The sequence below is a fragment of the Leucobacter komagatae genome (genome assembly GCF_000834055.1).
GTDB lineage: Bacteria > Actinomycetota > Actinomycetes > Actinomycetales > Microbacteriaceae > Leucobacter > Leucobacter komagatae_A.
On record NZ_JXSQ01000008.1, the window covers coordinates 102,845 to 125,691 of the forward strand.

Below are 22,847 nucleotides of genomic sequence, written 5' to 3' on the forward strand. Positions count from 1 at the left end.
GCCCATCCGTTTCGCCATCGCAACTCGGAAGGAAGACAACGATGTCGACAGCAGAGCAACTCAACCAAAGCAACCTCAAAGCGCACAATTAGCACGCCCGGAGCCATAGGAGTCGCGTTCAATCAAATCGTGGGGGGTGGGATCGTTTCACTCACCGGGGTGGCGATCGCGCTCACTGGCGGCGGCGTGAGCATCGCCTTCGCCATCGCGATCGTAACGATTGTCATCGTCTCAATTCCTTACGCCGCGGTTGACTCAGCGATGCCGACCGTTGGAGGAGTGTATTCGTACTCAACCCGGCTCATTCATCCCGTCGTTGGCTACATCGCCCTCTTCGTGCACTTCCTCTCGCAGTCAAGTATCGGCCTCTACGGAATCTCGGCGGGCCAGTATATGAATAGCCTTAACTCGGTGTTCAACCCGACCGTCGTGGCTGTGGTCATCATCGTCGGTTTTTTCTTGGCGAACCTCGCCGGGGCGGTCATCGGATCCCGCGTAGGGCTCGTCATGAGCTTGATCATGTTTATCGGCTTCGCCACCTTCATCGCCGTCGGGATGCAGAACGTCGACTGGGTCAACTACCCACCCGTCTTGCCCGATGGCTTCGGCAAGTTACTCGAAGCCGCCGCGCTCCTCACTTTCGCAACGGGTGGTGCGATTGTGGTCGTAGAGCTTGGCGGAGAAATGAAGAATCCTGGCAAGGCCATACCCATAGCAATGATCGGTGGAACAATGCTTGCCGGCGTGCTGTACATCCTCATCTCGCTCGTTGCCGCAGGCGTGCTCCCGATCGCGGAGGTCGCCGACAAGCCCCTCAGTATCGTCGGGGGAGAATTCCTGCCGCCTGCAGCGTGGGCCTTCTTTATCCTCGGGGGTGCGATGATAGCGGTCATCAGCACAATGAACTCGCAGATGTTGACGGGGACGAAGAGCCTGCTCGCCGCTATCGACGATGGCTGGTTCCCCCGCGGACTCGGGGCCGTGAGCAAGCGCTTTGGCACGCCTCACTGGCTGCTGACAATACTGCTCCTCCTCGGGCTCGCCCCAGTGCTCGCGGGCGTACCCCTTGGCGAGCTCGCCAGCGCGGTCTCAGGGGTCGTGCAACTGATATTCGTGCTGGTGATAGTCGCCTCACTGCGCCTGCGATATCTACGACCGGATCTCCACGAGCGAGCACCGTTCAAACTCGGCCCCAGAACGCATTGGACGCTCGTTGTGGTCGGATCCAGTATCAGCATTTACCAGTGCTACCTCCTCCTCTCGAGCGGGGTGTCGACCCCCATGCTGCTCACGATCGGGATACTCGCGCTAACCGCAGCGATCTGGGGCTTCATCCGATACCCCCGGGTAAAGCTGGTGCTCGCAGCCAGAACTCGCGACACCGGATCCTCATGGGTGCAGAGCGGAGAAACCGCTGGCTGACCCCCGGTCTTCGCCCCAGACGCGGGGCGGGGCGGCGCCTCTCCAACGCCGCCCCGGCCCGCTTCACCATCTAAGACTTGACAGAAAGGCAAGTCACCCGTAACTTAACGTTATGCATAATTTCGTTCGCACCCAGTCCGCCTCCGAGGTGAACTTTGGGATGACCGGCATGATGATGGCCGGTCGCGACGGTATGCGCTGCCGAATGTGCAACTAACTGCCACACGCATTTTCTGTTTCTGGCGACAGGCACTCAGGATTTCTCGCGATTCACGTTTCGCGACAGAACTCCGGCCTGTGAACGCCTCCCCATTCGCAGCAACGCTCCCACCCGGAGCACATCAAAGGACTTCATCATCATGGCTACCATCGCCACACTTCCAACCCAGCCTTCCAACCAGCAGCGTCCGACCGACAACGAGGTACGAGGCTTCGCCCTTTACGTCGGCCTCTCTGAAGACAAGCTGACCTCGAACGATCCAAGCATCGGTGCGATCGTCACCGAGATCAAGCGTCTCGTCGCGCAGCTGGCGCCAAGCGCTGAAACCTACGCCGCAGTTGCGCTCGCACCGGAGGGAACCGGCGGTCGCGATGTCGACGTCGTTCGCCTCGCCCTCGGCGATCCAGCGGCTGCCCACGCACACCGAAAGCCGCAGAGCGACCCAGACCGGGCGGCGAGTGGCGTCGTGTTGGATCTCTCGCGAAAGCGTGTTCTGCTCGACAGCGTTCCGGCAAACCTCACCTTCCGCGAGTTTGAACTGCTCCAGTTCCTTGTGCTCCGCGAGGGCCGCACGGTGGCGCGCGAGGAGATCATTGAGACGCTCTGGGCAGATGCCGAGGGTGAAGAGATCCCGAGCGCACGCACCATTGACGTACACATTCGCCGGCTGCGCGTGAAGCTGGCCCACTACCAAGACATCGTCCGCACGGTTCGCGGCACGGGCTACCGCTTCGACCGGCACGCTGACGTGGCCATCCTTCCGTCATCGTCACCGAGCCCCGATTTCATCTAGGCGAAGCCATAGCTTCGGGGTAGTCTCGAAGAACGCCCGACGAGTTTGCCGTATGGCTTCTCGTGAGATCGCGCGTACCCCGCAACTTTAAAGGAGCAGACTCCGATGACCACGCTTCCACCCGAGGACGCCCGGCCCGCAGATGAGACGCCTGAGACGAACTCCAGCGCCCCCGGTTCCGGGGATGCTGAATCAGTCGACGCTGTCCCAGCCCCGGCCGCTGCAGAGGCCCCAGACGACGCTGCTGCCCAGGGAGATGGCCTCCCGGTTGGCGACCCTACAGCTCAGCCGAGCTACGCGCCGCCGCAGGCCCCAGCCGGTTTTGAACAGCCCCCATTCGGCGCACCGACGCCGCCACCACCTTACGGTGCGCCGCAGCAGCCATTCGGCGCTCCGCAGCCACCCCCCGGATACGCTCCCCAGGCCCCTGGCTTCGGAGCACCACAGCAGCCTGGCTACGGCGCACCACAGCAGCCAGGCTACGGCGCACCACAGCAGCCTGGCTACGGCGCACCGCAACAGCCAGGCTACGGCGCACCGCAGGGGTACTACCAGCCGCAGAACGGTGCGACGAACCCGCTGTCGAACCTGACGGCCAACTACTGGCTGTCAGTATTCTTCTTCTGGATTCCTGCGCTCATTTTCTTCCTCGTTGAGAGCCCCAAGTCTTCGCCGCAGGTGCGCGCGCTCCACGCAGCAAACTTGAACTTTGCACTGCTGCGCACCGCTCTGCTGATTTTCGGCTGGATCTTCGCCGTGATTCCGGTGCTCGGGCCGCTGCTTGTCGGCGTAGCCCACCTTGCCGGTTTTGTGCTTCACATCATCGCGGCAACGAAGGTGGCCGAGACCTATCGCCAGGGCGGAACCGACCCGTTCCTCTTCAACGCCCCGATGGTGCGATAGCACCTCCCCCTCAGCCGTCAGCTGAGGGAACGAGCACAATTGCAGGCGGTTCGGGCGAAGCCCGGGCCGCCTGCGGTGTGTTGGGCTCGCCCTAGCCGGCCAGCCTCTCAGGATCCTCGCCGCGCCGCGGTGCCGCCTCTCCCGCACTCAACGGCTCGCTCACCTCGCGTTCCACGTCAATTGCGGCGACTGCCCGGCCGTCGCCGCGCGCGGGAGTGTTCTCCTGAGACACCGGCTCGTGGCCCGAGCGCCTCGAGGCGCGACGCGCGCGCCATGCGTTCCACCGCTCCCAGAAGCGAGCCAGGGCCCGTCGCAGCCAGCCGAGTATGCGCCGAGCCCAGTGGTATTCCGAGCCAAGCACGGTCAGCCCGATGAAGACGATCAACCAGCCTGGGCCTGGGAGTGGGACAAGGATGAGGCCAATCACGACGATGAGCGCGCCAAGAACAGTGATCAGCGCTCGGTAGAGCACGTTGAGCCAGGGACGCTTGCGGATAGCGGACCGCCAGCGCGCCATAAACCGCGCGATCGGCTTTCCTAAGCGTTTCGCCTTGTCGGCATCGTCTTCTGGTCTCGTCACATTTCTCAGCGTACGGGGAGATTGCGGTGAATTCTCTCCATCTCAGGGTCGAGCAAGGGTTCTACCAGGGTTCGCGATGCCAGGCGACTCAGGCACTCGCCCTGCCATTAGTTGACGTACATCAACCATCGAGATATAGTTGACCGTTATCAACTTTGAGAGGATCCTCACACCCGCATGAGCCGTAGCACCCCCGCAGCACCTGCGGAAACCACACTTACAGAACAACCCGAGATCCTCACTGGTCGCGCCAAGAACCTTGCGCTGGCCGGACTCTTTCTCGCTAACTTCGTATCGATGCTGGCAATGAACGTTGTCGGCACGTCGATGCCGATTATCATCGCCGACATCGGCGGCACCCAGGCTGCCTTTACCTGGGTCGTCACCGCGACGATGCTCGCGAGCGCGATCGCAACTCCCATCTGGGGCAAGCTCGCAGACCTCACGAGCAAGAAGGTGCTGCTCCAGGTAGCACTCATCATCTTCATCCTGGCCTCAGCGATGGCCGGGTTCGCACAGGACGCCTCCTGGCTCATCACCTTCCGCGTGTTCCAGGGAATCGGCGTCGGCGGTCTTGGTGCACTCGCCCAGATCGTCCTCGCAGAGATCGTCAGCCCACGCGAGCGCGGCAAGTACATGGGTATCCTCGGCGCAATCATGGCCGTTGCAACCGTCGGTGGCCCCCTCCTCGGCGGGCTCCTCACCGACACCATCGGCTGGCGCTGGAACTTCTACGTTGCAGCCCCCATCGCAATCGTCGCGATCATCATGCTGCAGCGCACGCTTCACTTGCCGACGACCAAGCGCAAGATCAAGATCGACTACTGGGGCGCAACGCTCATCTCGCTTGGCTTCTCCAGCATCCTCATCTGGGTCACGCTTGCCGGCAGCAACTTCGAGTGGTGGTCTTGGCAGACCGTGCTGATGGTTGGCGGCGGCGTTGCAGCGCTCGTCGCGGCCGTCTTCGTTGAGCTGAACGTCGAAGAGCCGCTTATCCCGATGACGCTGTTCAAGAACCGCACCTTTACGATGGCATCAATCGCATCCATCGCGGTCGGCCTTGCCATGATGGGCACCGCGGTGTTCCTTGGCCAGTACATGCAGCTGGCCCGTGGCCGATCGGTGATCGAGTCGAGCCTGCTCACCCTTCCCATGATGGGCGGCCTGCTCATCGCTTCGACCATCGTGGGCCAGCTGATCACTCGCACCGGCAAATGGAAGCGCTACATGGTTGTCGGCGCGGTCGCGCTGCTGGCAGGGCTCTTGCTCATGGGCCAGCTCCGCTATGACACGAACTACTGGTACGTTGGCATCTCCATGGCCGTCCTTGGCGCCGGCGTCGGCATGACGATGCAGAACCTCGTGCTCGTGGTGCAGAACACGGTCTCGCCCACTGAGATGGGCGTCGCGAGCTCAGCAGTGACCTTCTTCCGCACCGTTGGCGGCACCGCAGGCATCTCGGTGATGGGCGCGATACTTGGCCACCAGGTTTCTTCCTATGTCGCGGAAGGGCTCAAGAAGCTCCCCCCGAAGGACCTGGTCGGAGCTGAGATGCTCGCCGACGGCAAGCTCCCGAAGATCGCTGAACTCACCGCCCCGATTCGAGACGTTGTTGAGTCTGCCTACGGGCACGCGATCGGCAATATCTTTCTCGCGGCATCCCCCGTCGCGATCATCGCGCTGATCGCTATCATCATGATCCCGAATATTCCGCTCAACACGAAGAGCAACGCCGAGCGGATCGCGGAACTGCAGGAGGCTGAATCCGCGCTGAGCGGGACGGGTGAGAACGGGGACAGCGGTACGATCAAGACGAAGCCGGCGAGCCGTGTGCTGATTGACACGACCGGGCCGATCATGCTCCCACAACCACCGCCCTGGTACGGACCGGACCCCCTGAAGAAAGGGACGATGAATCATGACCTCGACAGCACCAGAAGAGGAAATCGTCGCGGGGATCATCTCCGAGTTCTCTGAGGCGTTTGCCTTCTCACGCACCCGCTGGACCCGCTACGCCAACGAGGTAAGCACGGAAATCAGCGGCCTGAGCATGATCGTGCTGCAGATCATCTACCGACGCGGGCCCATTACCGCGACGGGTATCGGGCACTGGCTCGAGATGGACAAGTCTCTAGTGAGTCGACATGTTGCGAAGCTTCGCGACCTCGGGCTTGTTGAAGCTACGGAGTCACCCGAGGACCGGCGCGTGCAGCTGCTCACCGTGAGCGAGCATGCTTCTGGGCTACTGGGGGACGTGCGGGAGCGGTGGTCGAACGCGTATCGCGAGCGACTCGCCGATTGGAGCGAGGAAGAGCTCGAGTCGCTGCGCTCCGGCCTGCATCGCTTCAACGCGGCGGCGGACGCCGCCCCGTATGATGGGCCAGCTGCGCGGTGCTCGCGCCACGCAGCAGAGGAAACCAGGGAAGCGACGGGCTAACCCGCTCTGCTCCGATACCCGGCGGGCATTCGATGACGTTCACGTCGAATGCCCGCCGGGTTTTTCGCGCCTACTCCGCCTTCGGCATTGACCCCGCAGCCGCGTCGAGTGCGGCTCGGCTTGGCGGATTCGCGCCAGCTGCCGAGACCGCGATCGCAGCGGCGTGTGCGGCCCGGGAGAGCACCGCTTCGAGCTCAAGTTCGACGCCCGCGAGCGAGAGCTCGAGCAAGCTGGCGATCAGACAGGCCATGAACGAATCCCCGGCGCTGATCGTGTCAGCTACGACTACCGGCACGGCTGAAATGCGAGTCATTCCCGAAGCGCTCACAGCGAGCGCGCCCTCTCCACCGAGCGTCACTACAACAATGCGGGGGCCGAGTTCTCGTATCGAGCTGGCGGCCTGCTCCGGAGCACAGCCAGGGTAGAGCCACGCTGCGTCCTCGTCACTGAGCTTCACAAGATCTGCGACCTTCGCGGCTTCGACAAAGCGCCCGAGCGCGGCGTCACGGTCCCCGAGTAGCGATGGCCGAATGTTCGGGTCCAGCGTGATGAGGCAGTCGGCGGCGCGTTCGCGAAGCACCCGCAGCACCTCGGTGCCCCCGGGCTCGAGGAACAGTCCGATTGACCCTGCGTGCACGAGGTCGACCGCTCGCGTCTCCGCGGCAGGGAGCGTCCACGCGATATCGAATGAGTAGCTCGCACTGCCGTCAGAGGCGATCGTGGCAAGCGCCGTCGAGGTGGCGCCGGCATGCCACGAGGCCGGGAGCAGCTCGACGGACTCCGCTGCGAGAAGTGCGGCAATGCGCTCGCCCCTGTCGTCGCGCCCAACGCTCGTGAGGAGCTCCGCCCGCAGGCCGAGCCGCGCAACGCCGATTGCAGTGTTCGTTGGACTCCCCCCAACGTATTCCCGGCGAATCCCCGCATCGTCGATGATGTCAACGAGGGCCTCCCCGATGAGCAGCGCGCTGCCCGTCGTCGTGGCGCCTTCGCCCGGTCGCGTTCCACGGCGGTCAGTCGAGCTCACACGGTCTCCAGTCGTCTCACGGTGTCAGGTGCGTTGGCCGCCTGCAGCACGAGCCACTACTTGGCCTCAGCGCCTTCCCCACCGTACAGTGGGATGTGAACGTGCACAATGGCACGGAACATCAAACGAAACATGGGACCGGGTTGGTTCAGCAAGAGCACAGAGCACGGATGTCGAGCATCCGCGATGTGGCGCGCCTTGCTGGAGTTTCGCACCAGACGGTTTCTCGGGTGATCAACGAACACCCAAGCGTACGTGAGGGAACCAGGCAGCGAGTACTCGACGCGATCGCCCAGCTCGATTATCGCCCGAACGTTGCAGCACGCGCGCTCGTCACCAATAGCCTCAACCTCATCGGCGTACTGTCGGCTACGACTGGCGAGTTTGGGGCCACCTCATCGCTCACAGCGATCGAGGAGGCGGCTCGCGCCGCAGGCTACTCAGTGACAACACTCAACCTCCCCGACGTGTCAGCGGACTCGATCCATGCCGCGGTGCGTCAGCTGCAGAACGAGCGCGTGGACGGGCTCATCGCACTCGCGCCACAGGCTCGAGTGTCGCACGTGCTCGCGGGGATGCGCGCGGATATCCCAATCGTGACGCTGCAAACCGCCTCGGGTGCGACCGCGGAGACGCTCTCGGCAGACCAGGTCGCGGGTGCACGACTCGCCACCGAGCATCTGATTTCGCTCGGACACCGGGACGTCGTGCACCTTGCCGGCCCACAGGACTGGGTCGAGGCTGAGTCTCGAATGCAGGGCTACCTCGACGCGATGCTTGACGCCGATATCAGCCCATTTCCTCCGGTACGTGGCGACTGGACCGCTGATTTTGGCCACACCGCCGGCGTGGAACTCGCGCACCGCGGAGACATGACGGCGGTGTTCGTTGCCAATGACGTCATGGCGATCGGCTTGATACACGGCTTCCGCGACATGGGGCTCGAGGTGCCACGTGACGTGAGCGTTGTGAGCTTTGATGACATCCCTGTCGCCGCGCATGTGACGCCAGCGCTCACAACGGTGCACCAGGACTTCCAGGCGCTCGGGCGACGGGCTCTGCTGCTGCTGCTCGCGGAGATTCGCGGGGAGACGCCGCCGGTACTCGAACCGGCGCACCCGCGCCTCATCGTTCGCGACTCAACCGCCACGCCACACACCGTTACACAACCGTAGTCAACCTGCTGCTTGACAACTCGTCTTGCGGAGTCCATTCTCGAATGTGAACGTTCACATTATGTGTTCATCTTCGATCACACTGCATGACCATGAGGCAAAGAAGGCTCACATGAACTCCACTCCGGTGGCACCAGGCGACGCGCCCCCCATCCTTGAGATGCGCAACATCTCCAAAGAGTTCCCCGGGGTCAAGGCGCTGTCGCGAGTGTCTCTGAGCGTCAACGAGGGCGAAGTCCACGCGATCTGCGGCGAGAACGGTGCCGGCAAATCCACCCTCATGAAGGTGCTCTCCGGCGTCTACGGCTTCGGATCCTACTCCGGCGAGATCGTGCTCCGCGGCGAGGTGATGCGCTTTCGCGACATCCGTTCGAGCGAGCAGGCAGGCATCGCGATCATCCACCAGGAGCTCGCACTCATTCCTGAGCTCTCCATCGTTGAGAACATCTTCCTCGGCAATGAGATCGCGAGTCGCGGGATCATCGATTGGGATGCCGCCCGCCGCCGCGCCGTTGAGCTGTTGGAGCGGGTGGGCCTCAGGGAAGACCCAGACAGCGCAGTGAAGCAGCTCGGCGTAGGCAAGCAACAGCTCGTCGAGATCGCGAAGGCGCTCAACAAGAACGTGCAACTGCTCATTCTCGATGAACCGACCGCCGCACTCAACGAGACCGACTCGCAGCACCTACTCGGCCTCATCGCTGGCCTCCGTGACCGCGGCATCGCCTCCATCATCATCAGCCACAAACTCAATGAGATCGAGCAGATCGCCGACGAGATCACGATTATCCGCGATGGGCGAAAGGTCGAGACGCTCCAGGTCGGCGACAACATCAACGAGGATCGCATCATCCAGGGCATGGTTGGCCGCTCACTCGAGGCGAGATACCCAGACCGCAGTGCCGACATCGGCGAGGTGTTCTTCGAGGTGCGTGACTGGACGGTGCAACACCCGAGTGTTGCCGACCGGCTCGTCGTTAAGCACGCGAGCATGAACGTCCGTCGCGGCGAGGTCGTTGGCATCGCAGGCCTCATGGGCGCCGGCCGCACCGAGTTCATGCGGAGCATATTCGGGCGCAGCTACGGCACATACCTCGCCGGCAGCATTACCAAGGACGGCAGGCCGGTCGAGCTGCTCGACGTTGCGAGCGCCATCCGCGAGGGGCTCGCCTACGTTAGCGAAGACAGGAAGACCCTTGGGCTGAATCTCCTCGACACAATCAAGCGGTCGGTGGTCTCCGCCAAACTCTCCAAGATTGCACGCCGAGGCGTCGTCGATGAAGACGCGGAGATCCGTGTCGCCGAGGACTACCGCAAGGCCCTCCGCATCAAAACCCCGAGTGTCGACACGGGCGTGAACACGCTGTCCGGCGGAAACCAGCAGAAGGTTGTCCTGGCGAAGTGGATGTTCACCGACCCCGATCTGCTCATCCTCGACGAACCGACCCGCGGCATCGATGTCGGAGCGAAGTACGAAATCTACGCGATCATCAATCAGCTTGCGGCAGCCGGCAAGGGCGTCATTGTGATCTCGAGCGAACTCCCCGAGCTCCTCGGCATCTCGGACCGGATCTACACCGTGTTTGAAGGCAGCGTCACAGACTGCCTCCCGATCGCAGAAGCAACCCCAGAATCACTGATGCGGAGCATGACCTCGCTCACCCGGAAGGCACAGGCAGTATGACCACACAGCATGACTCAACAGGTTTTCACTTCAGTGACTTGAAGAAGATGTTTGGGGGCGGAAACTCCGTCGGTAGACAGCTCGGCATTCTTGGCAGCCTGATCGTCATCATCGTGATCTTCCAGGTGCTCACGTTCATGATCCGAGGCACCGGCCTCACCCTGTCGAGCGGCAACCTCATCAACGTCGTCAACCAGTACTCATACATTCTGATTCTTGCGATCGGCATGGTGATGGTAATCATCATGGGCCATATCGACCTTTCCGTTGGCTCCGTCGCCGCGTTTGTCGGGGTCGTCGTCGCGAAGTCAATGAGTGAGTGGAACGTTCCGTGGCCGCTCGCGATCGTCCTCGGCCTCGTGCTCGGGGCGCTGGTCGGAGCGTGGCAGGGCTTCTGGGTCGCCTACGTTGGCGTCCCAGCCTTCATCGTCACCCTCGCAGGAATGCTCCTCTTCCGCGGGGCAAACCAGTGGGTGGGTGATTCAACCACCATCTCCGTACCCCGCGAGTTCACCGTGATCGGTGCGGGCTATCTGCCCGAGCTGCCGATCGGTGTGCCGTTCAACGTCTTGACCATGCTGTTGGCGGCGCTCGCGGCAGTGTGGGTCATCTATTTCGAGTTCCGCCTCCGGAGCAAGCAGCAGCGGGCTGGAGCCGAGATTGCACCACTCTGGGTGAGCGTCACCAAGGTGGTCCTGCTCACTGCCGTGCTCCTTGGCGCAGGGTGGCTGTTCGCCACGGGGCGCACGGGCACCAGCTTCCCAATCTCGGGTCTCATCCTCGTCGCCCTCGTGATCATCTACTCGTTCATCACGAACCGAACCGTCGCTGGCCGCCACGTGTACGCAGTCGGCGGGAACCGCCAGGCTGCGCGCCTTTCCGGAGTGAAAGACCGCAGGGTTGACTTCTTCGTGATGATGAACATGTCAGTGCTCGCCGCGGTTGCAGGGATGATCTATGTGGCTCGCGCGACCGCCTCCGGCCCGCAGGACGGCAACGGCTGGGAGCTCGACGCTATCGCCTCAGTCTTCATCGGCGGTGCTGCCGTCTCCGGCGGTATCGGCACTGTGATTGGTTCGATTATCGGCGGCTTGGTCATGGCGTTCCTCAACAACGGTCTGCAGTTGCTCGGCGTCGGCGCCGACCTCGTGTCCATGATCAAGGGGCTCGTGCTGCTCCTCGCCGTTGGTATCGATGTTCTCAACAAGAGCCAAGGTCGCCCCTCGGTGATCGGGTTCCTCACCCGCGGGAGAAACCGCGGCAACTTCGATGCGGACTCCGCTGATCCCGGAACGTATCGTATCCAGACTCTCGGCAACGAAGCCGAGCTCGAAAAGACCGCGGAGCCCACTGGGGGCGGTCTTGACACAGAAAAGGGAAACAAGTGAACAAGAGACGATTCCTTCTGGCGACCCTCGCCCTCGGCGCTTCCGCCGCACTCGCGCTCACCGGCTGCTCCTCTGAGCGTGGCGGCGACACGGGCTCCGACTCCGGTTCTGAAGCAACTGGCGGGTTCGATGCCGGTGCAACCATTGGCGTTGCACTTCCCGACAAGACTTCGGAGAACTGGGTACTTGCTGGCCAGCTCTTCGAAGATGGACTGAAGGATGCCGGTTTCAAGGCAGACGTTCAGTACGCACCCGCGACGAACACGGTCGCCGAGCAACAGAATCAGATCCAGGCTATGGTTACGGCCGGCGCCAAGGTCATCGTCATCGGCGCGAAGGACGGAAAGCAGCTCTCGACGCAGGTCGAAGCAGCGCACGATGCTGGCGCAATTGTTATCGCCTACGACCGGCTCATCGAGAACACTGAGGCCGTCGACTACTACGTGGCATTCGACAACTTCAAGGTCGGTCAGCTCCAGGGGCAGGCCCTTCTCGAAGGACTCGACTCCCGCGCCGACCACGACGCACCGTACAACGTTGAGCTGTTCTCGGGTTCACCTGACGATGCAAACTCTGCGGTGTTCTTCAACGGGGCAATGGACGTGCTCCAGCCGAAGATTGACGACGGCACGCTCGTTGTTTCCTCGGGCCAGGTCGAGATTGCGCAGACTGCCACTGAAGGCTGGAAGGCTGAAAACGCCCAACGCCGCATGGACTCGCTGCTCACGTCGAGCTACGGCGACAAGACGCTCGACGGCGTGCTCTCACCGAACGACACGCTCGCTCGCGCCATTCTGACCTCAGCCGAGCAGGCGGGCAAGCCGCTACCGGTCGTGACCGGTCAGGATTCCGAGGTTGAGTCGGTGAAGTCCATTCTTGAGGGCAAGCAGTACTCCACCATCAACAAGGACACCGCGCTTCTCGTGGAGCAGACGATCAAGATGATCCAGGAAGCTCAGGAGGGTAAGGATGTTTCGGTGAACGACACCGAACAGTACGACAACCTCGTGAAGATTGTCCCCGCGTACCTCCTCGATCCCGTGATCGTCACGAAGGAAAATGCCGCTGAGGCCTACAAGAACGTTCCGAGCTTGCTCGCGATCGTAGAGGCAGCGAAGTAGCGCAGCGCAACGCTGGACTTGACGCCATCGGAGACGGTTTGGGAGCGCGGTACACGTGCCCCAACCGTCTCCGGTGGCGTCGATCCGCCACCACCCTCGCTGCCGCAGCATCACCGCCCGCCCCCAGCTGACCGCCTTGAACGAATTGGAAGACCCATGCTCCCGCTCCTGCTCCCCCCGAATCCTGTTCAGCACTTCTACCGTGGAGGCGACAGGATCGCGGCGTTGCGCGGCTTTGTCGCGACAACGGATCGGCAGCCCGAGGAGTGGCTCGGCTCGACGCTCACCCGCTTTGGGGAGGGAACTGTCGGCCTCGCAACGACGGCAGAGGGCGAGTTCTTACGCGACCTCATCGAGGCAGACCCAGCGCAGTGGACTGGCGGCCCTGGGCGTGACGCGGCGGACACGGGCATCCTGGTGAAGCTCCTCGATGCGCGCCAGCGACTCCCGGTCCACGTGCATCCAGGACGCGAGTTCGCGGCGGCTCACCTCGACTGCCCGTACGGTAAGACGGAAGCCTGGTACGTGCTCGATTCGGTGGATGATGGTGCTGTGTACCTGGGCTGGAAACACGCGGTGGATCGCGACGAGCTTGACCGTCGACGCGACGCTCAAGATAGCGAATGGCTGCTCAGCAACATGAACCGTATTCCGGTGACTCCCGGCACGGGCATTCTCGTGCCGGCCGGGACTGTCCACGCGATCGGCGAGGGGGTCTTTGTCGCGGAGGCGCAGGAACCAACCGACTTCTCTATCTTGCTTGAGTGGTCGGTGACGACGTCCACTCGCGAGGAGTCCCACCTCGGTATCGGCTTCGATGCGGTGATGCCGGCGGTTTCGATCGCTGCGATGTCGCAGCGCGAGATCGCCTCCCTCACCCGCCTGGCGGGCGAGTCGGCAGCTACCCCGCGCTCGGTGCTCCCGCTCGAGGCTGACCCGTATTTCCGACTGCTTCGCGCGGCTGCCGCCGGGGGCGTTACGGAGCCGTTCCCGGCAGGCTTTGCTGTGGTTATAGCGTTGTCGGGGTCTGGTTCCCTGGTGTCCGATGCCGGTTCTGTCGTCATTGAACGCGGCCAGGCCTTCGCTGTTCCGCTCGCGTTCGGACAGTGGTGGGTGCGGGGGGATGCGGATGTGCTCGCGTTTCTTCCCGGTGCGGGCTGGCCTGCGTCGCTCGGGTCGCCAGGGGTCGCATAGCCGCTCGCCCCGCGCGGAGTGCTCACCAGACGTTCACTCTCCGGGCACCAGAAGGTCGCCGGAGCTGTACAGACAACTTATACGCTGACGGGCATGACAGCGATTCAGCCGCTGCACTTGCAGCTCTACGAGGAAATGGCGCGGCGCATTCAGTCGGGTGCCTGGGAGACAGGCGATCGCGTGCCGAGCGAGAAGTCGCTCATCGCGGAGTTCGGCACGTCGCGTGGGCCGGTGCGTCAGGCGCTCGCTGCGCTCCGAGCCGAGGGGGTCATTACTGGTGGCCGAGGTGCGCCTCCTCGCGTCCAGCGTGCGGTGCCCTCGCAGTCGTTCGGCACGTTCCTCTCGTTCACTGAATGGGCGAAGCGCACGGGGTTCGTGCCGGGGCAGCAGGTTGTCGAAGTCGCCAAACGCCCTGCGAGCGAGCACGTGGCGCGAGAGCTCAATGTCACGCCCGAGGATACGATCGTCGAGGTCGTGCGCTTACGCACCCTCGACGGCGAGCCTGCGCTGTTCGAACGCACACACTTCGCATACCCAGTTGGGGTGCACATCCTCAGCGCGAGCTTCGATGACGGCAGCATTTATCAGACGCTCGCCCAGCACGGTATTGTTCCGGCGCGTGCACGCCACGTCATCGACGCAGTTGCGGCTCACCCGCTCGATGCCGAGTGGCTCCGAGTTTCGCCCGGTTTCCCCCTGCTGCGCGCGCGACGTGTCTCTACGACCGAGGATGGCACCGTCATCGAGTATGCCGATGACAGGCACCTGCCGTCGATGACGACGTTTGCGATTGAAAACACCGCGGCGCACAGAACACAGTTCACGCGTGAATCGGCTGGTGGTCCACAACCGCCAGTGTCCCCCGCGTGAGGCTTGCCACGCACGGCTCACCGCCGCGGCGCTCCGGCCACGGGCGGCACGACGCACACGTGCCGCGAGCTGCGGCTAGGCGGCGAGCGGGAGCACCGGTCGCAGTGCTTCGGCGCGTGCCGAGGTCACCAGGATCGGCAAATGGTCGGAAGAGCCCCGACCGAGGGTCTGCACGCCGGCGATGTCGAAGCCTGTTGAGGTAACGAAGTCGTAGTGGCCACGGAACAACAGGTACCTGTTGTAGGTGCGCTTGTCTGAGAAGTTGGTCGCGTAGCCCGACTGCTGCATGGTCGCCGTGAGGCGGTTCTGGAAGACGGGGTAGTTGTAGTCGCCCACCATGATTGTCGGCAGCCCGGGGCCGATCGCCCCAAGCTCGTCGATCGCGGTGCGGATCTGCGTGCGCCGCAGCGAGTTGAGCGCCGTGAGCGGGGCCGCGTGGAAGGAGGCCGCGATGAAGTCGGAGCCCGTCTCACGGTCGTGGATGCGCGCGCCAAGCAGTCGCTCGTGCGCGGGCGATAGCAACCGGTCGTGTAGCGACTTCTTGAGCTGAAATGCCTGCGCGGACTGCACGTCGAACCTCGCGGAGTCAACGTACATGGCGAGCCCGAGGCGGTTTTTCTCGGTCGCATGTACGAGCGAGAGGGATCCGATACGTGAGGGGAGGTGGAGTGTGTCTGCCTCTTGGAGACAGAGCAGCTCTGCCCCGTGAGTGTCGACGAGGTCGGCAAGCTCACCGACGGCGCGGTTCTTTCGCAGGTTGTAACTAATCGTCTTCACTCGCCCAAGCATACGTCGGGAATCCTATGGTTCAACCGTGGGCGCGATTTCTGTGGCATTTGCCAGGGAAGCGGCCTCGATCGCGAGCGTTTCACGTACGGCAAGCACAGCCGGGGATTCCGCGTTTGAGATACGCGCAGCCGTGAAGATGGTGCGGTGTGGATCGCCCGGCAGGTCGACCATGCGCAGCCGCTGCTCTGCACGTACGAGCCCTGGCAGGAGGGCTATGGCGTTGCCCGACTCGATGAGCCGCACGTGCGCCTGGAGGTCGGCCGTTTCGTAGCGCACGTCTGGTTCGAAGCCGGCGGTGCGGCAGGCCTGTTCGGCCCAGTGCCGCGAGGCGGCGCCGCGCGGCTCCATGACCCATGGCAGTGCGGCCGCATCTTCCAGACTGCGGACGAGGTCGAAATCCGCGTCGCCAGCTCCGAGCGGCGGGAGCGCCAGCTGGATCGGATCGTGCGTGAGCGGCTCGCGGTCGAGGCCAACGAACTGCGCTGTAGCGTGGCCGGGGTATTGCTCGGCGATGACGAGGTCGAAACCGCGCACGCGAGTCTCGTGCAGCGCGGTCTCTGGCTCGTGCTGCACCATCTCGACGCGCAGGTTCGGGTGCTCCGTTCGCAGCCGCCTGAGCGCCTGCGGCATGATCGCGAGCACCACTGTTTGGAACACGGCGACCCGCACCGACCCTGCGACCTCACCGCGCACCCTGTGGGCTGCGGTCTCAGCGCGTTCGAGGCCTGCGAGGAGTTCCTCCGTTTCTGCGACGAGCGCGTCGGCCGCGGCGGTGAGTTCGAGTGTGCGACCCACCCGCCTGAGCAGGGGCGTTCCGACCTCTTTTTCGAGCAGTGCGAGCTGCTGCGAGACTGCGGACGGGCTGTAATTCAGCGCCTCCGCGACCTGCACGACGGTGCCGCGATACGACAGCTCCCAGAGCAGTCTCAGGCGTTTCATTTCGAGCACACAGGCCTCCGTTCGTTCGTTAATCTCTACTTCACATTATTGCTCAGAAAGGATCGCTTTACTTCAAGCTTCCGAGCATCCACACTTGGCTCATCGGGCAAAGGGCCGCCGCATCCGCGCGCGCCCGCACCCATGTACGAAAGGAACGCCGTTGTCTCAGGCAACCCCACGCCCCCAGGACCTCGCAGAAGAGTCCATCGCGCTCGCACGCAAGTGGATCACCGAAGCCGCAAGCATCCCCGCTGACGCCTCGGCGGCACGCCTCGCAGGCGTGCTTCGCGACCCCAACGGCCTCGACTTCACGGTCGGCTTCGTCGACGGCGTAGTGCGCCCCGAGGACCTCGGTGTCGCAGGTAAGAAACTCAAGGAACTCGTCCCGCTTACCCCCGGATTCCTCCCCGGCGTCATGCGGGGTGCAATCGGTCTCGGCGGCGCGTTCGCGAAGCCCATGCCGGGCGTTGTCGTGCCGATCGCTCGCAAGGTGCTCCGCCAGATGGTGAGCCACCTCATCATCGACGCGAGCGACTCGAAGCTCGGCCCGGCAATCTCCAAGATTCAACGTGACGGCGTGCGCCTGAACGTCAACCTCCTCGGCGAGGCCATTCTCGGCCAGGGCGAGGCAGAGCGCCGCCTCGCCGGCACGCACAAGCTGCTCGCGCGCCCCGATGTCGACTACGTATCGATCAAGGTTTCGTCGACCGTGGCCCCGCACAACCACTGGGCCTTCGACGAAGCAATCGACCACATTGAGGCTCAGCTCGTCCCGCTGTTCGAGCGCGCGGCGGCAGCTTCGCCGAAGAAGTTCATCAACCTCGACATGGAGGAGTACAAGGATCTCGACCTCACCCTCGAGGTCTTCACCCGCATCCTCGACCGCCCCGAGTTCTTGGACCTCGAGGCCGGCATCGTGCTTCAGGCGTACCTTCCAGACGCTCTCGGAGCCATGATGCGCCTGCAGGAGTGGTCGGCGAAGCGCGTCGCGCGCGGCGGCGCCCCAATCAAGGTTCGCCTCGTGAAGGGCGCGAACCTCCCGATGGAGCTCGTCGACGCTGCTGTGCACGGCTGGCCAGCAGCCACCTGGGGCTCCAAGCAGGATTCGGACACCAGCTACAAGGCCGTCCTCGATTACGCGCTCACCCCTGAACATGTCAAGAACGTGCGCCTCGGTGTCGCGGGCCACAACCTCTTCGACCTCGCACTCGCCTGGCTGCTCGCAACGGGCCGCGGCGCAGAGTCTGGGCTCGAGGTTGAGATGCTCCTCGGCATGGCAACCGGCCAGGCAGAGGCAGTCCGCCGCGATGTCGGCTCACTGCTGCTGTATGTGCCCGTCGTGCACCCGGAAGAGTTCGACGTCGCGATTGCGTACCTCATCCGCAGGCTTGAGGAAGGCGCGAGCCAGGAAAACTTCATGTCGGCAGTGTTCGAACTGAACGACAACCAGCAGCTGTTCGAACGTGAGAAGACTCGATTCCTCGCCTCGCTCGGCGAGCTCGCAGCGATCACCGCCGATGGCGACCCCGCGAACTACGCGGTTCCTCCGTCGAACCGCGTGCAGGATCGCCGCACGTTCGACGAGGCGGGCTCAGCCGCACGCGTCGAGGCACTCGTCGAGCAGGGCCGCAAGGGCGAGTTCGACAACGCCCCCGACAGCGACCCGGATCTCCCCGGCAACCACATCTGGGGCCGCGAGATCGCAGATCGCATGGTGGAGTCGAAGCTCGGTGACGATCTCGTCGCCGAGGCACGCGTCGAGAGTGCTGAGGCGCTTGAGCAGATCGTCGCCCGCGGCGTCGCAGCGGCAGACGGCTGGCAGGCACTCGGCGCAGACGAGCGCGCGCGCATTCTGTACCGCGCGGGCGAGCGCCTCGAGGCACGCCGCGGCGAGCTGCTCGAGGTCATGGGCTCGGAGTGCGGCAAGACGCTCGACCAGGGTGACCCCGAGGTCTCCGAGGCGATCGACTTCGCGAACTACTACGCGATGCTCGGCCAGGTCATCGGCCAGGTCGATGGCGCTACCTACAAGCAGCAGAAGCTAACCGCCGTGATCCCGCCGTGGAACTTCCCCGTCGCGATCCCCGCTGGTGGCACGCTCGCGGCGCTCGCTGCTGGCTCCGCCGTCATCATCAAGCCTGCATCGAACTCCGCTCGCTCTGGCGCGATCATGATCGAGGCGCTGTGGGAGGCCGGCGTGCCCCGCGACGTGCTGCAGTTCGTGCAGTTCGCCGATCGCGCCCTCGGCTCGAAGCTTGTTGCGGATCCCCGCATCGACCGCCTGATCCTCACGGGCGCGTACGAGACCGCCGTGAACTTCCGCGAGCTCCGCCAGGATCTCCCGATCCTCGCCGAGACCAGCGGCAAGAACGCGATCATCGTCACCCCGAACGCTGACCTCGACCTCGCAGCGAGGGACGTCGTGCAGTCGGCGTTCGGCCACGCCGGCCAGAAGTGCTCGGCTGCGTCGCTCGTGATTCTCGTCGGCTCGGTCGCGACCTCGAAGCGTTTCCGCGGCCAGTTGCTCGACGCGGCTCGCTCGCTGAAGGTCGGCACCCCCGAGAACCTCGAGACCCAGATGGGCACCATCATCACGGCCCCCGACGGCAAGCTGCTCCGCGGCCTCACCACGCTCAGCGCCGGCGAGAAGTGGCTCATCGAGCCCAAGCCGCTCAAGAGCGACAGCCCGCTGGCTGCCGATAAGAAGGGCAACAACAAGCTGTGGAGCCCGGGTGTGCGCGAGGGCGTCAAGCGCGGCTCCGAGTACCACCTCACCGAGTACTTCGGCCCGATCCTCGGCATCATGACCGCCGCGACCCTCGACGAGGCGATCGACATGGTCAACGAGATCGACTACGGCCTCACGAGCGGCCTGCACTCGCTCGACCGTGATGAGATGGCGCTCTGGCTCGATCGCATCCAGGCTGGCAACCTCTACGTCAACCGCGGTATCACCGGCGCGATCGTACGCCGCCAGTCGTTCGGCGGCTGGAAGAAGTCGGCAATCGGCGCTGGCACGAAGGCTGGCGGCCCGAGCTACCTGTACGGTCTCGGCGAGTGGGAAGACGCACCGGTTTCGGCTGCGCTCACCGCGCCGCGCCCGGCAGCAGCCCCGATCCTCACCGCTGCGCAGCAGGCCGGTGTTTCGGGCGCTGAGCTCGAGTGGCTGCGCGCAGCCCTCGGAACCGACGCAACAGCGTGGAACACCGAGTTCGGGGTCGCACGCGACGCATCGGGCGTCGGCGTCGAGCGCAACCTCCTCCGCTACCGTTCCGTGCCGGTCACGGTGCGGATCGCGGCGGACGCGCCGATCCACCACGCGGTTCGCGTTGTGGCTGCGGGCATCGCGGCAGGGAGCAAGCCGAGCGTGAGCACCCCTGCGGCGCTTCCCGAGCCGATCAGCAAGGCGTTCAAGGCCGCAGGCGTCGAGATCCACTTCGAGGACGACGCGGCTTGGGCCGCCCGCCTCGGTCGCCTCGCCGCACAGGACGGCCCGAACGCGAGCGCGCGCATCCGCCTCGTTGCTGGTGCCAGCCGCGTGGAGGGACTCGCAGCGATCACCACTGCGACGGGTGGCAAGCCCGACATCGCCGTGTACGGCGGCGACGTCGTCTCGGCTGGCCGCGTTGAGATGCTGCCATACCTGCACGAACAGGCGGTATCGATTACGGCGCACCGTTTCGGCACGCCGAACAAACTCTCCGAAGGCCTGATCTAAGGCACATAGGTTGTGAGGGGCTAGGAGCCTGAAAGCTCCTAGCCCCTCACAACGTTTATCCCGCAACAACAGCCCGCCTTTGAAAGGTGAACATCAATGTCTGATCAGTTCTTCCTCTACCTCGCGCTTGGCATTTACTTCGCGGTGATGCTCCTTATCGGGTGGATAGCGTTCCGCCGCACTACGAGCCACGAGGGCTACATGCTCGCGGGTCGCGGGCTGCCACCGTGGGTCGCGGCGCTCTCTGCCGGCGCCTCTGACATGTCTGGCTGGCTCATCATGGGACTTCCCGGCGCGATCTTCGCAACCGGGCTCATCGAGGGGTGGATCGCAGTCGGTCTGCTCGTCGGGTCATACCTCAACTGGCGCCTCGTCGCCCCACGCTTGCGCGCCTACTCAGAGGTCTCGCGCAACTCGATCACGGTGCCGAGCTTCTTCGAGAACCGCACGCGCGACAAATCGCACCTGCTGCGGAGCGTCTCAAGCGTGATCATCCTTGTCTTCTTCACGCTCTACGCGTCCTCCGGCATGGTCGCTGGCGGCAAGTTCTTCGAGAGCGCGTTCGGCGGCGAATACTTCGTTGGCATGCTCCTCGTCACCGCGGTCACGCTCGGCTACACCCTCTTCGGTGGCTTCCTCGGCGCCTCCCTCACCGACGTTGTGCAGGGGCTCATGATGGTCGTCGCGCTCATCGTGGTTCCCGTTGTCGCGATCATCACGATCGGCGGCTTCGGCGAGACAGTATCAATCGTCGAGACCGTCGGCGCGGCTAACCTGTCTATCTTCGGCGGAGCCGAGCTCACCACCGGCGCGGTCGTGTTGGTCATCATCTCGGGCCTCGCCTGGGGCCTCGGCTACTTCGGCCAGCCGCACATCATCGTGCGCTTCATGGCGCTGCGCACCCCCGGCGAGGCAAAGTCTGCTCGCCGCATCGCGACGTCGTGGCAGTTCCTCTCGCTCGCAGGCGCGGTCGCCGCGGGCCTCGTCGGCATCGCCTACTTCGACAAGTTCGGCGGCGCCCCGAGCGACCCTGAGACGATCGTGCTGCTCCTCTCGCAGGTGCTGCTGCACCCGCTCGTCGCCGGGCTCGTGCTCGCCGCCGTGCTCGCGGCGATCATGAGCACGCTCTCGAGCCAGCTGATCGTCTGCTCCTCCGCACTCGTCGAGGATCTCTACAAGATCATGCGCAAGACGCCGCCTGCGGAGAAGACGCTTGTTATCCTCGGTCGCCTTGGTGTGCTCACTGTCGCCATCGCTGCTGCGCTCCTCGCGATCAGCCCGAACGACTCGATCCTCGGGCTCGTGAGCTTCGCATGGGCAGGCTTCGGCGCCGCGTTCGGCCCGATCGTGCTGCTCAGCCTCTACTGGCGCAAGCTCACGAACTGGGGTGCACTCACCGGCATGATCGTCGGCGCAATCGTCGTGTTCGTGTGGAAGGCATTCGACACCGGCCTGTACGAGCTGCTCCCAGGCTTCATCGCGGCGCTCGTCGCCGCGATGGTGGTGAGCCTGTTTACCTACAAGAAGAACGACGATATCGATGGCGAGTTCACCACGACGATGAGCCTCATCCTGCCCGGCGCGAAGAACGCCGTAAAGCAGTAACCACGCAACACCCCGGCCGGGGCGCCACCCGCTGGCGCCCCGGCGTTTCCTCCCCGCACACGAAAGACACGTAGCAATGACGCACGCACAGCCAGCATGGATCCACACCACCGACTACCACACGGCCGGTGAGCCGTTCCGTATCGTGCACGAGGGGGTTCCTGAGCTCCCCGGATCCACCGTCGGCGAGCGCCGCGTCGCCGCGATCGCGAACGCGGGGGGCGCCGATGAGCTGCGGCAGCTGCTCTGCAACGAGCCGCGCGGCCACGCCGACATGTACGGCGGGTTCATCACCCCGCCCGACGACGAGGGCGCGGCCTTCGGGGTGCTCTTCTGGCACAAAGACGGCTTTTCGACCGCCTGCGGGCACGGCACCATCGCGCTCGGCGTGTGGGCGACCGACACAGGGCTCGTCGAGAGCAACCCGAACGGCGTCACCGAGGTGACGATCGACGTGCCGTCGGGCCGCGTCGCCGCGCTCGTCGAGCGTTCGGGTGGCAAGCTCGTCGGCGCGACGTTCCGCAACGTTTCCTCGCACGCCATCGCCCGCGGCGTCACCGTGCAGACGTCCCGCGGCGACGTCGTTGTCGACCTCAGCTACTCGGGGGCGATCTACGCCTCGGTGCGCGCGGCACACCTCGGCCTGGCCGTCGAGCCGGAGCAGTACACCGACCTCATTGCGCTCGGCCGCGAGATCAAGTGGGCGCTCAACGAGTCGCCCGAGGCGCAGTTCGCCGACGACCCGCGGCTCTCGGGCGTGTACGGCACGATTCTCTGGGACGATCTCGGCAGGCACGACGGCGGCCCGGCGCAGCGCAACATCACCGTGTTCGCCGACGGCGAGGTGGATCGCTCCCCCTGCGGCTCGGGCACCGGCGCCCGCGTCGCGCTGCTCGCCGATAGCGGCGACCTCGGCTCCACCGAGACGCTCGAGCACCGATCGATCGTCGACACCGAGTTCGCCGCGCGCTGGGAGCCGGGCGCGCGC

Annotated in this window: 18 protein-coding genes; 14 read left to right on the top strand and 4 right to left on the bottom strand. The window is 64.3% G+C overall.

Annotated features, from left to right (window positions below; all coding sequences use genetic code 11):
- Positions 1–87 precede the first annotated feature (87 nt).
- From SD72_RS08025 to SD72_RS17725, 3 genes are all read left to right on the top strand, one after another.
- Positions 88–1,422 carry an APC family permease gene (locus tag SD72_RS08025; protein WP_084766964.1) on the top strand — a complete coding sequence of 445 codons (1,335 nt, stop codon included), beginning with the start codon at positions 88–90 and terminating at the stop codon, positions 1,420–1,422.
- Positions 1,423–1,781: 359 nt separating this feature from the next.
- The gene (locus tag SD72_RS08030; RefSeq protein ID WP_042543922.1) at positions 1,782–2,435 is read left to right on the top strand and encodes a winged helix-turn-helix domain-containing protein; all 654 of its coding nucleotides are present in this window, start codon (positions 1,782–1,784) and stop codon (positions 2,433–2,435) included.
- A 105-nt stretch (positions 2,436–2,540) separates the two neighbouring features.
- Entirely contained in the window at positions 2,541–3,338 is a 798-nt protein-coding gene (locus SD72_RS17725; protein WP_042543923.1) for a DUF4870 domain-containing protein, read from the top strand.
- 91 nt (positions 3,339–3,429) lie between these two features.
- Here SD72_RS17725 and SD72_RS17385 read toward each other — a convergent pair whose 3' ends face one another.
- Entirely contained in the window at positions 3,430–3,918 is a 489-nt protein-coding gene (locus SD72_RS17385; RefSeq protein ID WP_232299692.1) for a TIGR02611 family protein, read from the bottom strand.
- A gap of 177 nt (positions 3,919–4,095) precedes the next feature.
- On the opposite strand from SD72_RS17385, the gene SD72_RS08045 reads away from it, so the two are divergent.
- On the top strand, positions 4,096–5,895 hold the full coding sequence (locus tag SD72_RS08045; RefSeq protein ID WP_232299693.1) for a DHA2 family efflux MFS transporter permease subunit: 1,800 nt from the start codon (positions 4,096–4,098) through the stop codon (positions 5,893–5,895).
- Positions 5,837–6,355 (top strand): MarR family winged helix-turn-helix transcriptional regulator, encoded by a 519-nt coding sequence (locus tag SD72_RS08050; RefSeq protein WP_084766968.1) that lies wholly within the window; start codon positions 5,837–5,839, stop codon positions 6,353–6,355. Before SD72_RS08045 ends, SD72_RS08050 begins: the two co-directional genes overlap by 59 nt.
- Before the next feature lie 70 nt (positions 6,356–6,425).
- Here the strand turns inward: SD72_RS08050 and SD72_RS08055 are convergent, their stop codons facing one another.
- Complete coding sequence (locus tag SD72_RS08055; protein ID WP_084766969.1) at positions 6,426–7,379, bottom strand: PfkB family carbohydrate kinase; 954 nt, start codon at positions 7,377–7,379, stop codon at positions 6,426–6,428.
- Between the two features lie 170 nt (positions 7,380–7,549).
- Between SD72_RS08055 and SD72_RS08060 the strand changes: the two genes are divergently transcribed.
- The 6 genes from SD72_RS08060 to SD72_RS08085 all read left to right on the top strand — a co-directional run bounded on the left by SD72_RS08060 (position 7,550) and on the right by SD72_RS08085 (position 14,808).
- Positions 7,550–8,554, top strand: coding sequence for a LacI family DNA-binding transcriptional regulator (locus tag SD72_RS08060; RefSeq protein ID WP_042543924.1), 1,005 nt, complete (start codon positions 7,550–7,552; stop codon positions 8,552–8,554).
- Positions 8,555–8,666: 112 nt separating this feature from the next.
- On the top strand, positions 8,667–10,235 hold the full coding sequence (gene mmsA / locus SD72_RS08065; protein WP_042543925.1) for a multiple monosaccharide ABC transporter ATP-binding protein: 1,569 nt from the start codon (positions 8,667–8,669) through the stop codon (positions 10,233–10,235).
- Complete coding sequence (gene mmsB, locus SD72_RS08070; RefSeq protein ID WP_084766972.1) at positions 10,232–11,623, top strand: multiple monosaccharide ABC transporter permease; 1,392 nt, start codon at positions 10,232–10,234, stop codon at positions 11,621–11,623. Before mmsA ends, mmsB begins: the two co-directional genes overlap by 4 nt.
- Positions 11,620–12,744: a substrate-binding domain-containing protein gene (locus SD72_RS08075; protein WP_042543926.1), complete on the top strand. Its 1,125-nt coding sequence runs from the start codon at positions 11,620–11,622 to the stop codon at positions 12,742–12,744. The genes mmsB and SD72_RS08075 overlap by 4 nt, the downstream gene beginning before the upstream one ends.
- Positions 12,745–12,900: 156 nt before the next feature.
- The gene (locus tag SD72_RS08080) at positions 12,901–13,938 is read left to right on the top strand and encodes a class I mannose-6-phosphate isomerase (protein ID WP_042543927.1); all 1,038 of its coding nucleotides are present in this window, start codon (positions 12,901–12,903) and stop codon (positions 13,936–13,938) included.
- A gap of 93 nt (positions 13,939–14,031) precedes the next feature.
- A complete protein-coding gene (locus SD72_RS08085; RefSeq protein ID WP_042543928.1) occupies positions 14,032–14,808 on the top strand; it encodes a GntR family transcriptional regulator in 777 nt (258 codons plus the stop codon).
- A 75-nt stretch (positions 14,809–14,883) separates the two neighbouring features.
- Here SD72_RS08085 and SD72_RS08090 read toward each other — a convergent pair whose 3' ends face one another.
- Entirely contained in the window at positions 14,884–15,585 is a 702-nt protein-coding gene (locus SD72_RS08090) for an endonuclease/exonuclease/phosphatase family protein (RefSeq protein ID WP_084766976.1), read from the bottom strand.
- Between the two features lie 24 nt (positions 15,586–15,609).
- The gene (locus SD72_RS08095) at positions 15,610–16,545 is read right to left on the bottom strand and encodes a LysR family transcriptional regulator (protein WP_042543930.1); all 936 of its coding nucleotides are present in this window, start codon (positions 16,543–16,545) and stop codon (positions 15,610–15,612) included.
- Positions 16,546–16,696: 151 nt separating this feature from the next.
- Here SD72_RS08095 and SD72_RS08100 point away from each other — a divergent pair, with 151 nt between their 5' ends.
- The 3 genes from SD72_RS08100 to SD72_RS08110 all read left to right on the top strand — a co-directional run.
- A complete protein-coding gene (locus tag SD72_RS08100; protein ID WP_052492554.1) occupies positions 16,697–20,254 on the top strand; it encodes a bifunctional proline dehydrogenase/L-glutamate gamma-semialdehyde dehydrogenase in 3,558 nt (1,185 codons plus the stop codon).
- A gap of 96 nt (positions 20,255–20,350) precedes the next feature.
- Entirely contained in the window at positions 20,351–21,859 is a 1,509-nt protein-coding gene (gene putP, locus SD72_RS08105; protein ID WP_042543931.1) for a sodium/proline symporter PutP, read from the top strand.
- Positions 21,860–21,935: 76 nt separating this feature from the next.
- Positions 21,936–22,847, top strand: a 912-nt coding sequence (locus SD72_RS08110; protein WP_042543932.1) for a proline racemase family protein, incomplete at its 3' end; no start/stop codon positions are given.